At 68.1% G+C, this 14,079-nt stretch carries 14 protein-coding genes; 11 read left to right on the forward strand and 3 right to left on the reverse strand.

Translation table 11 applies throughout. The features are described from left to right. The first annotated feature begins 10 nt into the window (after window positions 1–10). The 9 genes from G6N30_RS24970 to G6N30_RS25010 are packed head-to-tail and all read left to right on the forward strand — an operon-like array spanning window position 11 to window position 9,682. Window positions 11–853, forward strand: coding sequence for an MlaE family ABC transporter permease (locus tag G6N30_RS24970; protein WP_134056477.1), 843 nt, complete (start codon window positions 11–13; stop codon window positions 851–853). Between the two features lie 3 nt (window positions 854–856). Next, window positions 857–2,059 (forward strand): MCE family protein, encoded by a 1,203-nt coding sequence (locus G6N30_RS24975; RefSeq protein WP_134056475.1) that lies wholly within the window; start codon window positions 857–859, stop codon window positions 2,057–2,059. After that, window positions 2,059–3,093 (forward strand): MCE family protein, encoded by a 1,035-nt coding sequence (locus tag G6N30_RS24980; protein ID WP_134056473.1) that lies wholly within the window; start codon window positions 2,059–2,061, stop codon window positions 3,091–3,093. Before G6N30_RS24975 ends, G6N30_RS24980 begins: the two co-directional genes overlap by 1 nt. Further along, window positions 3,086–4,144 (forward strand): virulence factor Mce family protein, encoded by a 1,059-nt coding sequence (locus tag G6N30_RS24985; protein WP_134056471.1) that lies wholly within the window; start codon window positions 3,086–3,088, stop codon window positions 4,142–4,144. Before G6N30_RS24980 ends, G6N30_RS24985 begins: the two co-directional genes overlap by 8 nt. Beyond that, window positions 4,141–5,532, forward strand: a complete 1,392-nt coding sequence (locus tag G6N30_RS24990) for an MCE family protein (RefSeq protein WP_134056469.1) — start codon at window positions 4,141–4,143, stop codon at window positions 5,530–5,532. The genes G6N30_RS24985 and G6N30_RS24990 overlap by 4 nt, the downstream gene beginning before the upstream one ends. Then, window positions 5,529–6,725, forward strand: coding sequence for an MCE family protein (locus G6N30_RS24995; RefSeq protein ID WP_134056467.1), 1,197 nt, complete (start codon window positions 5,529–5,531; stop codon window positions 6,723–6,725). Before G6N30_RS24990 ends, G6N30_RS24995 begins: the two co-directional genes overlap by 4 nt. Next, window positions 6,725–8,497, forward strand: coding sequence for an MCE family protein (locus tag G6N30_RS25000; RefSeq protein WP_134056465.1), 1,773 nt, complete (start codon window positions 6,725–6,727; stop codon window positions 8,495–8,497). The genes G6N30_RS24995 and G6N30_RS25000 overlap by 1 nt, the downstream gene beginning before the upstream one ends. 1 nt (window position 8,498) lies before the next feature. Further along, window positions 8,499–9,188, forward strand: coding sequence for an Rv1363c family protein (locus tag G6N30_RS25005; RefSeq protein ID WP_134056463.1), 690 nt, complete (start codon window positions 8,499–8,501; stop codon window positions 9,186–9,188). After that, complete coding sequence (locus G6N30_RS25010; protein WP_134056461.1) at window positions 9,188–9,682, forward strand: Rv1363c family protein; 495 nt, start codon at window positions 9,188–9,190, stop codon at window positions 9,680–9,682. Before G6N30_RS25005 ends, G6N30_RS25010 begins: the two co-directional genes overlap by 1 nt. On the opposite strand, the gene G6N30_RS25015 is transcribed toward G6N30_RS25010, so the two are convergent. Continuing rightward, window positions 9,683–11,146 carry an alpha,alpha-trehalose-phosphate synthase (UDP-forming) gene (locus G6N30_RS25015; RefSeq protein ID WP_134056459.1) on the reverse strand — a complete coding sequence of 488 codons (1,464 nt, stop codon included), beginning with the start codon at window positions 11,144–11,146 and terminating at the stop codon, window positions 9,683–9,685. It lies immediately after the preceding gene. After that, complete coding sequence (locus G6N30_RS26965; protein ID WP_011857095.1) at window positions 11,147–11,311, reverse strand: hypothetical protein; 165 nt, start codon at window positions 11,309–11,311, stop codon at window positions 11,147–11,149. Window positions 11,312–11,369: 58 nt separating this feature from the next. On the opposite strand from G6N30_RS26965, the gene G6N30_RS25020 reads away from it, so the two are divergent. After that, entirely contained in the window at window positions 11,370–12,266 is an 897-nt protein-coding gene (locus G6N30_RS25020) for an enoyl-CoA hydratase (RefSeq protein WP_134056457.1), read from the forward strand. A gap of 52 nt (window positions 12,267–12,318) precedes the next feature. Then, on the forward strand, window positions 12,319–13,164 hold the full coding sequence (locus G6N30_RS25025) for an SDR family oxidoreductase (RefSeq protein WP_134056455.1): 846 nt from the start codon (window positions 12,319–12,321) through the stop codon (window positions 13,162–13,164). A 6-nt stretch (window positions 13,165–13,170) separates the two neighbouring features. Here G6N30_RS25025 and G6N30_RS25030 read toward each other — a convergent pair whose 3' ends face one another. Then, on the reverse strand, window positions 13,171–14,061 hold the full coding sequence (locus G6N30_RS25030) for an NAD(P)-dependent oxidoreductase (RefSeq protein WP_134056453.1): 891 nt from the start codon (window positions 14,059–14,061) through the stop codon (window positions 13,171–13,173). Window positions 14,062–14,079 lie beyond the last annotated feature (18 nt).

Here is a 14,079-nt window from a genome sequence, read left to right on the forward strand (position 1 = left end):
AGACGCCATCATGAGTTTCGACGCCACAGTCCGACTGCGCCGCGCCTTCCGGTGGGCGCCCAGAGCCGTGGACACGATCGGCGAGCAGGCGCTGTTCTACGGCGAGACCATGCGCTACATCCCCAACGCGCTGACCCGGTACCGCAAGGAGACCATCCGGCTCATCGCGGAGATGACCATGGGTGCGGGCGCGCTGGTGATGATCGGCGGCACGGTCGGCGTCGCGGCGTTCTTGACGCTGGCGTCCGGTGGCGTCATCGCCGTGCAGGGGTACTCGTCACTGGGCAACATCGGCATCGAAGCGCTGACCGGCTTCCTGTCGGCGTTCCTCAACGTGCGCATCGTCGCGCCGGTGATCGCGGGTATCGCGCTGGCGGCCACGATCGGGGCCGGCACCACCGCGCAGCTCGGCGCCATGCGCGTCGCGGAGGAGATCGACGCCGTCGAGTCGATGGCCGTGCACTCGGTGTCCTACCTGGTCTCGACGCGCCTGATGGCCGGGCTGATCGCGATCGTCCCGCTCTATTCGCTGTCGGTGCTCGCGGCATTCTTCGCCGCCCGGTTCACCACCGTGTTCATCAACGGACAGTCGGCCGGCCTCTACGACCACTACTTCAACACGTTCCTGGTGCCCAGCGACCTGCTGTGGTCCTTCCTGCAGGCCATCGTCATGTCGATCGCGGTCATGCTCGTGCACACCTACTACGGCTACAACGCCTCTGGCGGGCCGGTCGGTGTCGGCATCGCGGTCGGCCAGGCCGTGCGGACGTCGCTGATCGTCGTCGTCACCATCACCCTGTTCATCTCGCTCGCCGTATACGGCGCCTCCGGCAACTTCAACCTGTCGGGATAAGCGATGCCAGATATCGACGCGAAACGCAGTCACGTACGCATCGCCGCCGCGATCCTGGCGGCGATCGTGGTGGCGGCCACCGTGTTCACGTACCTGTCGTACACCGCGGCCTTCACCTCGACCGACACCGTCACCGTCGTCTCGCCGCGCGCCGGTCTGGTCATGGAGACCGACGCCAAGGTGAAGTACCGCGGCATCCAGATCGGCGAGGTCAAGAAGATCGAGTACGCGGGTGACCGGGCGAAGCTGACGCTGGCCATCCGCAGCGACGAGATGCGCTTCATCCCCGCCAACGCGCCGGTGCGCATCGCGGGCACCACGGTGTTCGGCGCCAAGGCCGTCGAGTTCATCCCGCCGGAGGACCCGCAGCAGACGCCGCTGCGGCCCGGCGCGCAGGTCCAGGCCTCCGACGTCCAGCTGGAAGTCAACACGCTGTTCCAGACCCTGACCGACGTGCTCGCCAAGATCGACCCGATCAACCTCAACGCCACGCTGAGCGCGCTCGGAGAAGGCTTGCGCGGCAACGGCGACGACCTCGGCGCCATGCTGGCCGGACTCAACTACTACCTGCAGCGGTTGAACCCGAAGCTCCCCGTGCTGCAGGAGGACTTCCGCCGGGCAGCCGAGGTGACGAACATCTACGCCGACGCCGGGCCGAGCCTGGCGCGGATTTTGGACAACGCGCCGACGATCAGCAACACGATCGTCGATCAGCAGGACAACCTCAACACGACGCTGCTGGCCGCCATCGGACTGGCCAACAACGGCACCGCGACACTGGAACCGGCCGCCGACAACTACATCGCCGCCATCCAGCGGCTGCGTGCACCGTTGAAGGTGGCCGGCGAGTACTCTCCGGTGATCGGCTGTGTGCTGAAGGGAACGGTGACCGCGGTCGATCGGTTCGCACCGATCATCGGTGGTATCCGGCCGGGCCTGTTCACGTCGTCCAACTTCCTGCCCGGGTCGCCGGCCTACACCTATCCCGAGAGCCTGCCCATCGTGAACGCCTCGGGCGGTCCCAACTGCCGCGGGCTGCCCGACGTGCCGAGCAAGCAGTACGGCGGCAGCTGGTACCACACGCCGTTCCTGGTCACCGACAACGCCTATGTGCCGTATCAGCCGAACACCGAGCTGCAGTTCGACGCTCCTGCGACGCTTCAGTTCCTGTTCAACGGCGCGTTCGCCGAGAAGGACGAGTACTGATGAAGCACGACCGGACCATGCTCAACGTCGGCATCTTCACGGTGGCGATGCTGCTTGTCGCCGCAATGCTGGTGGTGGTGTTCGGCGAGTTCCGGTTCGCCTCGGGGAACTCCTACCACGCCAACTTCACCGAAGCCTCCCGTTTGAAGGCCGGTCAGGATGTGCGAATCGCCGGCGTTCCGGTCGGCACCGTCAAGGACGTCAAGCTCAACGAGGACAACACCGTCGACGTCGCGTTCGACGTCAACGACAAGTACCAGCTCTACACCTCGACCAGGGCGGTCGTCCGCTACGAGAACCTGGTCGGTGACCGCTACCTCGAGATCACCAGTGGCCCAGGGGAACTGCGCAAACTTCCCGCGGGTTCGACGATCCCGAAGCAGAACACGCAGCCGGCGCTGGACCTCGACGCACTGCTCGGCGGGTTGCGCCCGGTGCTCAAGGGGCTCGACGGCGCCAAGGTCAACGAGTTGAGCAGCGCGGTCATCGAACTGCTGCAGGGTCAGGGCGGGGCGCTGGCGAATCTGTTGGCCACCACCGGATCGTTCAGCCAGAACCTCGCGGCGCGTGACCAGCTGATCGGCGATGTGATCACCAACCTCAACACCGTGCTGGGCACGATCGACGAGAAGGGTGCGCAGTTCGACGCCAGCGTCGACCAGCTGCAGCAGCTGATCACCGGGCTGGCCCAGGGCCGCGACCCGATCGCCGGCGCCATTCAACCGCTCGCCACGGCCGAGAACGATCTGACCGAGATGCTCGAGGCGTCGCGACGTCCGCTGCAGGGGGTACTCGAGAACGTGCGACCGCTGGCCCAGCGGCTCGACGACCGCAAGTCCGACGTCAACAAGGTGATCGAACCGCTGGCCGAGAACTATCTGCGGCTCAACGCCCTCGGCGCGTACGGTTCGTTCTTCAACATCTTCTACTGCTCGGTGCGGATCAAGGTCAATGGTCCGGCGGGCAGCGACATCCTGATCCCGTTCGGCGGCCCGCCGGATCCGTCCAAGGGGAGGTGCTCTGAGAATGGCTAGACCCGACAGCACCAATCCGCTCCGCACCGGAACCTTCGGCATCGTCCTGGTGACGTGTCTGGTGTTGGTGTCGTTCGGCTACACCGGCCTGCCGTTCTTCCCGCAAGGCAAGTCGTACGAGGCCTACTTCACCGACGCGGGCGGCATCACCCCCGGCAACGACGTCAACGTCTCGGGCATCACGGTGGGCAAAGTCGACAGCGTGGAACTCGCCGGCGATGCCGCGAAGGTGAACTTCACCGTCGATCGCAAGGTGCGCGTCGGGGACCAGTCGATGGTCGCGATCAAGACCGACACCGTGCTCGGCGAGAAGTCGCTGTCGGTGACCCCGCAGGGCGCGGGTTCCTCGACGGTGATTCCGCTGGGCCGCACCACGACTCCGTACACGCTCAACACCGCGCTGCAGGACCTCGGCCAGAACGTGGGTGAGCTGGACAAGCCGCGGTTCGAGCAGGCGTTGGCGACACTGACCGACTCGCTGCGCGACGCCACTCCGCATCTGCGCGGGGCGCTCGACGGGATCACGAACCTGTCGCGCAGTATCAACGCTCGCGACGAGGCGCTCGAACAGCTGCTCGGCCATGCCAAGCGGGTGTCGGACACGCTGGCGCAGCGGTCCGGCCAGGTCAATCAGCTCATCACCGACGGCAACCTGCTGTTCGCGGCCCTCGACGAGCGACGCCAGGCGCTGAGCAACCTGATCGCCGGCATCGACGATGTGGCCGAACAACTCTCGGGCTTCGTCAATGACAACCGCCGGGAGTTCGGGCCCGCATTGGAGAAGCTCAACCTGGTGATGGACAACCTGCTGGAACGCCGGGAGCATATCGGGGAGGCGCTGCGCAGGCTGCCGCCGTACGCCACCGCGCTGGGTGAGGTCGTGGGCTCGGGCCCGGGATTCCAGATCAATCTGTTCGGCCTTCCTCCGGCCACGATCTCCGAGGTGCTCCTCGATACCTACTTCCAGCCCGGCAAGCTGCCGGACAGCCTCTCCGACATGCTCCGCGGTTACATCTCGGAGCGCCTGATCATCAGGCCGAAGTCGCCATGACACAGGGGGATTCAGTGAAATCGCGCGGCCGCTGGATGCGGGTGGGCCTGGCGGCCCTGCTCGTGGTGACGCTGGCCGTCGGGGTCTACCTGGTGTGGCCGTCGCGCACGGGCACCAAGATCACCGCGTATTTCACCTCGGCGGTCGGCCTGTACCCCGGCGACGAGGTGCGCATCGTCGGCGTGCCCGTCGGCAAGATCGACACGATCGAACCGCGGGCCGACGACGTCAAGGTGACGATGACCGTCGAGAACGGCGTGCAGGTGCCCGCCGACGCCAAGGCGCTGATGATCGCGCCGAACCTGGTGGCAGCCCGGTTCATTCAGCTCACGCCCGCCTACACGGGTGGTCCCGTCATGCAGGCCGGCGCCAGCATCGGCCTTGACCGCACGGCGGTCCCGGTCGAGTGGGACGAGGTCAAGGAGCAACTCACCGCGCTGAGCTCACAGCTCGGCCCGCAGCAGGGGTCGATGCAGGGACCGCTGAGCGCATTCGTCAACCAGGCCGCCGACACCTTCGACGGCAACGGCGACTCGTTCCGGCGGGCGCTGCGCGAGCTGTCCCAGACGGCGGGCCGTCTCGGGGACTCCCGGACCGACCTGTTCGGCACCGTCCGCAACCTGCAGGTGCTGGTGAACGCACTGTCGAACAGCAACGAGCAGATCGTGCAGTTCTCCAACCACGTGGCCTCGGTGTCGCAGGTGCTGGCCGAGAGCACCGCCGACCTCGACGACACGCTGGGCACGCTTAACCAGGCGCTGGTCGACGTGCGCGACCTGCTCGACGAGAACAACGACGCGCTGATCGCCCAGGTCGGCAAGCTGGCCGACTTCACCCAGATCCTCACCGACCACAGTGACGACATCGAGCAGATCCTGCACGTGACGCCCAACGGCCTGGCGAACTTCTACAACATCTACAACCCGGCGCAGGGCACCGTGGGCGGCCTGCTGACGCTGCCCAACTTCGCCAACCCCGTCCAGTTCATCTGCGGCGGCACGTTCGACGCAGGCGCCACCACGGACAACTACAAGCGCGCCGAGATCTGCCGCCAGCGCATGGGCCCGGTGTTCAAGCGGATCGCGATGAACTTCCCGCCGCTGCTGTTCCACCCGATCAACAGCATCACCGCGTACAAGGGCCAGATCCAGTACGACACCCCGGCCACCGAGGCCAAGGCCGAGACGCCGGTGCCGTATCTGCAGTGGCAGAACGCTCCCGGCGTGACACCGCCGCAGATGTCCGCGGAGGCGGATCTGAGTTCGCTGTTCCTGCCGCCGGGACCCGACGGCTCCCATGCCGGCGGCCCGGCCGGCGAAGCCGCCGCCCCCGCCGCGCCCGCACCGGCCCCCGCGGCGCCGCTCCCCGCCGAAGCGGGTGCCGGATGATCGGAAAGACGTTGCAGGGCAGGTTCACCCGGGCCGGCTACCGGTCCATCGCGTTGGGCGGCGGGGCGCTGCTGGTGGCGGGCTGTCAGTTCGGCGGACTGAACTCGCTGAACATGCCGGGCACCGCGGGGCACGGCGCGGGCTCGTACAAGATCACCGTCCAGCTGCCGGATGTGTCGGTGCTGCCGCAGAACTCGCCGGTGATGATCGACGACGTCACGGTCGGAAGCGTGTCCGGTATCGACGCCGTGCAGCGGTCGGACGGCACGTTCTACGCCGCCGTCCAGGTCTCACTGGACGGCAACGTCAAACTGCCCCAGAACGCGACCGCGAAGGTGGCGCAGACCTCGCTGCTGGGTAGCCAGCACCTCGAGTTGGCGCCCCCCGAGGGGGAACCGGGCGTCGGGAAACTCGAGGAGGGGTCGCAGATCCCGATCGACCGCACCGGCAGGTACCCGACCACCGAAGAGGTGCTGTCATCGCTGGGTGTCGTGGTCAACAAGGGCAATCTCGGTGCGCTGCAAGACATCACCGACGAGGCCTACGCCGCGGTGGCCGGCCGCCAGGACAGCTTCACCGACCTGATTCCGCGCCTGGCCGAGCTGACCACCTCGCTGGACCGGCAGACCGCCGACATCATCTCCGCCGCGGAGGGGCTCAACCGGTTCGCGGGAATCCTGGCGCGCAGCAAGGACAGCCTGGGCCGCACGCTGGACACGTTGCCCGCCGCGCTGGAGGTGCTCAACAAGAACCGCACGAACATCGTCGACGCGTTCGGTGCGCTGCGCAGCTTCGCGATCGTCGCGTCGCGGATACTGTCGGAGACCAAGACGGACTTCGCGGCGGATCTCAAGGATCTGTATCCGGTGATCAAGGCACTCAACGACAACGCCGACGACTTCATCAAGTCGCTGGAGTTCCTGCCGACGTTCCCGTTCCACTACAAGTACCTGCGCAACGCGGTGCGCGGTGACTACCTGAACGTATTCGTCACGTTCGACCTGACGCTGCGGCGCCTCGGCGAATCGGTGTTCACCACCTCGCTGGGCCTGGATCCGAACATGAAACGGATGAGCGAGGTCATCAACCCGCCGGACTTCTTGACCGGGTCATTGGCCAACCTGTCGGGTCAGGCGGCCGATCCGTTCAAGATCCCGCCCGGCACGGCGACCCAACACGAGGCGGCGCCCTGATGCTGACCCGGCTGACCAAACTGCAACTGTCGATCTTCGCCGTCGTCACGGTCCTGACCGTCGGCGCGATTTCGCTGTTCTATCTGCACGTGCCCGCCGCGGTCGGCATCGGCGCGTACAACGTCACGGCGAAGTTCATCGCCGGCGGCGGTCTCTACGAGAACGCCAACGTCACCTACCGCGGCGTGACCGTCGGCCGGGTGGAGAAGGTGGGCCTGGCCGACGACGGTGTCGTCGCGCAGATGCGGCTCAACAGCGGCACCCCGGTGCCGGAGAACGTGACGGCGACGGTGAAGAGCGTGTCGGCGATCGGCGAGCAGTACGTCGACCTGGTGCCGCCGGAGAAGGCGTCGAAGTCGATGCTGCGCGACGGGGCGAACATCGGCTTGGACCGCACCGCGATCGGCCAGGACATCTCGGGGCTCCTCGAGGAAGCCGACAAGCTGGTCAGCAGCGTCGGCGACAGCCGGATCCAGGACGTCCTGCGCGAGACGTTCAAAGCGTTCAACGGATCCGGTCCCGAGCTGTCGCGGTTGATCCAGTCCTCACGGCTGCTCATCGACGAGGCAAACGCCAACTACGACCAGGTGAACCAGCTGATCGACCAGGCGGGTCCGTTCCTCGACGCCCAGATCCGCAGCGGCGACGACATCCGGTCGCTGGCCGACGGGCTTGCCGACGTCACCGGCAACGTGGCGGGCGCCGACTCCCAGCTGCGCACGACCCTGCAAACCGTGCCCGGCACCACGCAGGCGGCCAACACGACGTTCGAGGGGATCCGGCCCACCTTCCCGGTGCTTGCCGCCAACCTCGCGAACTTCGGCCGCATCGGGGTGATCTACCACAAGTCGCTCGAACAGTCGCTGGTGATCTTCCCGGCACTGCTGGCAGCGCTCAACACCGTCGCGGGCGGCGTGCCGTCAGATGAAGGCGGCAAGCTGGACTTCAAGATCCACCTCAACGATCCGCCCACCTGCTCGGTCGGCTTCCTGCCGCCGACGTCGATCCGCTCGCCGGCCGATACGACGCTGCGCGACCTGCCGACCGACCTGTACTGCAAGGCCCCGCAGAACGATCCGACGGTCGTGCGCGGCGCCCGCAACTATCCGTGCATGGAATTCCCCGGCAAGCGCGCGGCCACCATCCAGCAGTGCCGGGATCCCCGCGGCTTCGTGCCGATCGGCAGCAACCCGTGGCGTGGCCCGCCGGTGCCGCTGGGCGAGCCGATCCAGGACCCCCGGATGATCCTGCCGCAGAACAAGTTCCCGTTCATCCCGCCGCAGGTCGACCCGGATCCGGGGCCGCCGCTGGTGCAGCTCCCCCCGGGTGTGCAGCCCGGTCCGGGGCCGGCGCCGCACGCGCCGTTCCCGCTGCCGGTGCCGCCCAACGAGCCCGGCGTGCCGGTGCCGCTGCCGTACTACGCGCCGCCGGACCAGGTCGTGCCGCCGTATGGCCGTCCCGCGCCTGCGCCGCCGCCACCGCCGCCGTCGCTGGCCCCGCCGCCACCCGCGGACGCGCCGCCGGTGCCGGCACCGGAACCCCCGAACGCGCCGCCGCCACCGGGCAACTCGCTCAACGGTGTCCCGCTGCCGGGGCCTGCCCTGCCCGCCGAAGCTCCGGTGGCCAGCGGTCCGATGACGACCAGTTACGACGCCAGGACCGGCGTGTTCGCCGACCCGGCAGGGGGGACTGGCGTCTACGCCCCGGGCGCTGACAAACTGGCGCCTGCGGAAAACTGGGCAGACCTGATGATGGCTCCAAGGCAGATGTGAGATGACTGAACAATCGGCTTCGACAACGAAGCCGGTGCGTCGGCGTGCGTCGCGCGCGGCCGGCCCGGCGAAAGGCAGTGCGAGCGAACCGGCCGCCGGCGGTGTCCGGGTCGAGACGCCGGCACCGATCAAGGTGCGCAGCCCGAAGCCGGCCGGTCCGCCGCCGCGGCGCCGACCGCACCGCACGCTGGTCGCGGCGGTGTCGCTGGCCGTGCTGGCGGTGGCGCTCGCGGCCGTGACGACCCTCGTGGGCGTGTGGGCGGCGCAGCAGCGCGACGCGAACGCCCGGCAGGCGCGTGACCAGCGGTTCGTCGATACAGCGTCGCAGACCGTGGTCAACATGTTCAGCTACACCCAGGACACCATCGACGAGGACGTGAACCGGTTCGTCGATGGCACCAGCGGCCCGTTGCGCGACATGCTCAGCCAGGGCAACAACGTCGACAACCTCAAGGCGCTCTTCCGCGACACCGAGGCCAGCGCCGAGGCGGTGATCAACGGTGCCGCGCTCGAGAAGGTCGACGACGTCGCCGACAACGCCGCCGTGCTGGTCGCCGTCCGCGTCACCATCACCGACATCGACGGCAACAACAAGCCGTCTCAGCCGTACCGGTTGCGGGTGATCGTCCACGAGGACGACAACGGTCACATGACCGGATACGACCTGAAGTACCCGGAGGGCGGCAACTGATGGGCAAGTGGCCGACCCGCCTGGCGGCGGTGCTCAGCGTGCTGTGCGCGACGGCGTTCGTCGCGCTCGCCGCGGTCGGTGGCTGGCTGTTCTGGGACCGGGTCGAGACCCGCGGCGCACAGCAGGCTCGCGCCGAACTGGCGCCGCTGGCGGCCGAGCAGGTGCCGAAGGTGTTCGGCTACGACTACCAGACCGTCGAGCGCAGCCTGACCGAGGCGTACACGCTGCTCGCCCCGGACTTCCGCCAGGAGTTCCGCGACCGCGCCACCAAGGACATCATCCCGCAGGCGCGGGAACGCCAGGTGGTCAGCCAAGCTCACGTCGTCGGTGTGGGCGTGCTTGACGCGCAACGGAATTCAGCCCAGGTCATGGTGTACCTGAACCGCACCGTCACCGAGAAGGACGGTAAGCCGATCTACGACGGCAGCCGGCTGCGGGTGGACTACACCAAGGTCGACGGCAAGTGGCTGATCGACTACATCACGCCGATCTAGTCACACCGCTTTCGCGTCTTCGCGGGTGTCGGCGAGCGCGTCGAGGAACGCCCTGGCCCACCGGTCGACGTCGTGGGCGAGCACCTGCCGGCGCAGTGCCCGCATCCGTCGCCGGCCCTCCTCGGGTTCCTGGTTCAGCGCCGCCTCGATGGCATCCTTGACGCCTTCGAGGTGGTGCGGGTTGGTCAGGTAGGCCTGCCGGAGCTCGGCCGCCGCGCCCGTGAACTCGCTGAGCACCAGCGCGCCGCCCAGATCGCTGCGGCAGGCCACGTACTCCTTGGCGACCAGGTTCATCCCGTCGCGCAGCGGGGTGACCAGCATGACGTCGGCGGCGACGAAGTAAGCGATCAACTCGTCGCGGGGGACCGGCCGGTGCAGGTAGTGCACGATCGGATGGCCCACGTCGCCGAACTCGCCGTTGATGTGGCCGACCTGGCGCTCGATGTCCTCGCGCATCTCGATGTAGCTCTGAACGCGTTCTCGGCTGGGCGTCGCCAGCTGGATGAAGACGGTGTCGTCCTTGTCGACGCGGCCGTCTTCGAGCAGCTCAGAGAGCGCCTCGAGGCGGACGTTGATGCCCTTGGTGTAGTCGAGGCGGTCCACGCCGAGCATGATCTTGCGCGGATTGCCCAGTTCGCTGCGGATCTCCCGGGCGCGCTGGCGGACGGCGCGGTTGCGGGCCTTGGTGTCGAGTTCCGCCGAGTCGATCGAGATCGGGAACGCCCCGACCTTCACCGTCCGGAAACCGACCTGCACCTCACCGAATCGGGACCGCACGCCCACGGTGGCGCGCGAGCTGTTGGCGCCGACCAGCCTGCGGGCCAGGTAGAGGAAATTCTGCGCGCCGCCGGGCAGATGGAAGCCGACGAGGTCGGCGCCGAGCATGCCTTCGATGACCTCGGTGCGCCACGGCATCTGCATGAACAGTTCCACCGGCGGGAACGGGATGTGCAGGAAGAAGCCGATCGTCAGGTCGGGACGCAGCATCCGCAGCATCTTCGGCACCAACTGCAGCTGATAGTCCTGCACCCACACCGTGGCGCCCTGGGCGGCGGCCCGGGCGGTCGCCTCGGCGAAGCGGCGGTTGACCTCGACGTAGCGCTCCCACCACGAGCGGTGGTAGATCGGTTTGACGATCAGGTCGTGGTAGAGCGGCCACAGTGTGGCGTTGGAGAAACCCTCGTAGTATTCGGCGACGTCCTCGGCCGACAGGGCGACGGGGTAGAGCTGGAGTCCGTCTTCTTCGATCGGGTCCTCGGGGCTGTCCGGGATGCCGGCCCACCCGATCCACGCGCCGCGACGTTTACGCAGCAGTGGTTCGAGGGCGGTGACCAGACCGCCGGGACTTCGCTTGATCGACGTACTGCCGTCGGGCAGCCGTTCCATGTCGATCGGCAGCCGATTGGCCACCACGACGAAGTCGGATTCTCCGGAGCCAACGCCTGGGTCGCCCTCCGGAGCCATTTACGCCTCGAGCTTCGAGGGACCGATACCGAGCATGGACAGGAACACACGGCACTCATCGGCATCGACGGCGTACGCGGCGACGACCTTGCGGGCTTGGCGCGCGGTGCTGTCGGCCAGCGGCTCGACGTCGCCGATTTCAGCTGGATCAGACTTGGCAGGCATGTTCCAACTCTAGGCGACTCGCCCGCCGGGCGGCGACGCGCCCACGTAGGGTGCAGCTGTGGCCAACGCCGATCAGGTGACGTACGAGACCCTTGACGACGGGCGCATCGCGCGGATCTGGCTGGACCGGCCGCAGACGCAGAACGCTCAGTCCCGCACGCTGCTGGTGCAGCTCGACGAAGCGTTCGGCCGGGCCGAGGCCGACGACGAGGTGCGGGTGGTGATCCTCGCCGCACGCGGCAAGAACTTCTCCGCCGGGCACGACCTCGGGTCGGAGGAGGCCATCGCCGAACGCGGCCCCGGGCCCGCGCAGCACCCGACGTTCCGGATCAACGGGGCGACCCGGGCGGCCGTCGCCGAGAAGATCTACCTGCAGGAGTGGCACTACTTCTTCGAGAACACGCGGCGCTGGCGGGATCTGCGCAAGATCACCATCGCCCAGGTGCAGGGCAACGCGATCTCCGCCGGGCTGATGCTGATCTGGGCGTGCGACCTCATCGTCGCCTCCGACGACGCGAAGTTCAGCGACGTGGTGGCGGTGCGGCTGGGGATGCCGGGCGTCGAGTACTACGCGCACCCGTGGGAGTTCGGCCCACGCAAGGCCAAAGAACTTCTGCTTACCGGCGATTCGATCGACGCCGACGAGGCGCACCGGCTCGGGATGGTGTCGAAGATCTTCCCGCGCGCCGATCTGGAGGACAAGACCGTCGAGTTCGCCCGCCGCATCGCCGCGCTGCCGACGATGGCGGCGCTGCTGGTCAAGGATTCGGTCAACGCCGCCGCGGACGCGATGGGCTTCACCGAGGCGCTGCGGCACGGCTTCCACATCCACGAGCTCGGCCATGCGCACTGGGCGGCGCACAACGAGAACCGCATGGCGGTCGGGATGCCGCCCGATGTTCCGGACTGGCGCGTGCTGGGCGCCCCCAAGTTGGCCCGGCGCGACGAGCCGTGACGTATAACTAGAACGCGTTTCAGTTATACGGCCTACAGACCGGAGAACTCCCTTGCAACTTTCTCAGCTGTCCCTGGCGGATCGCACCTATCTGGTCACCGGCGGTGGCAGCGGTATCGGCAAGGGCGTCGCTGCGGCGATTCTTGCCGCGGGTGGCGACGTGATGCTCGCCGGCCGCAACGCCGACCGCCTGGCCGCCGCGGCCGACGAACTGTCCGCCGCGGGCGCCGACGGCGCCGGCGAGGTGCGCTACGAGCCGACCGACGTCACCAACGAGGACGAGGCGGCGCGGTTGGTCGAGGCCGTCACCGCCTGGCACGGCCACTTGCACGGCGTCGTGCACAGTGCGGGCGGGTCGGAGACCATCGGCCCGATCACCCAGATCGACTCCGATGCGTGGCGGCGCACGGTCGACCTCAACGTCAACGGCACGATGTACGTGCTCAAGCACGCCGCGCGCGAACTGGTGCGGGGCGGCGGGGGATCGTTCGTCGGCATCTCGTCGATCGCGTCGAGCAACGTGCACCGCTGGTTCGGTGCGTACGGCCCCAGCAAGGCCGCCCTCGACCACATCATGAAACTGGCCGCCGACGAACTCGGCCCGTCCTGGGTGCGTGTCAACGGCATCCGGCCCGGCCTGATCCAGACCGACCTCGTCGGCCCGATCCTGGAGTCGCCGGAGGTGTCGGCCGATTACCGCGCCTGCACACCGCTGCCGCGGTTCGGTGAGGTCTCCGACATCGCGAACCTCTCGGTGTTCCTGCTCAGCGACGCCTCGTCGTGGATCACCGGCCAGGTCATCAACGTCGACGGCGGGCACGGCCTTCGGCGCGGGCCGGACATGTCGGGGATGTTGGAGGGTCTGTTCGGCGCCGACGGGCTACGCGGGGTGGTCTGACCGGCGTCAGGCGGTGGGGCCGGGGCCTCCGGCCTCCCAGGCGCTCAACGCACCGATCGCCGACCAGTCCAGATGCCCTCCGCCGGTCGCCAGCAACGTGAGGAACCGGTCGCGTAGCAGGCTCGCGATCGGCAGCGGAACCTGCAGGCTCTCACCGGCTTCCAGGGTGAGGCGGACGTCCTTGAGGCCGCCGGTGGCCGCGAAGCCGGCCGGTTCGAAGTCGCGACGGGCCACCAGCCCGCCGTAGGTGCGGTAGACCGGGGCGTCGAACAGCGTGGACGTCAGCAGCTCGAGGTACTCGCCGGTGTCGACGCCGCCTTTGGCGACCAATGCCATTGCCTCACCGAGGGATTCGATCACCGAGGCGATGAGGAAGTTGCCCGACACCTTGACGAGGTTGGCCGCCTTCGGTTCGGTGCCGACGACGAAGGTGCGCTGTCCGATCGCCTCGAAGACGGGCTCGAGTTCGGTGACGTCACCCGGTGCGCCTGCCGCCACGACGAAGAGATTGGCCGCGGCGGCCGCCTCCGGACGGCCGAACACCGGTGCGGACACGAACCGCTGGCCGGCGTCGGCGTGCGCGGCGGTGAGCCGTTCGGCAAGGGCCAGGCTGATCGTCGACGACGACACGTGAACGGCGCTCGGGCGCAGGGATGCGACGATGCCGTCCTCGCCGAAGGTGACCGCCTCGACGGCCTCGTCGTTGGCGAGCATTGTGACCACGACGTCGGCGTCGCAGGCCTCGGCCACCGTGCGGGCCGGCCGCGCGCCCCTGGCCGCCACGGCGTCGACCTTGTCCTGCGTTCTGTTGTAGGCGGTGACCTCGTGACCGGCGGTCAGGAGGTTGGCCGCCATCGCGGAACCCATGTTGCCCAGGCCGATGAATCCGATGCGCATGCGGCCCATCTTCCCAGG

Origin of the sequence: Mycolicibacterium litorale, from assembly GCF_010731695.1 — a bacterium.
Lineage (GTDB): Bacteria > Actinomycetota > Actinomycetes > Mycobacteriales > Mycobacteriaceae > Mycobacterium > Mycobacterium litorale.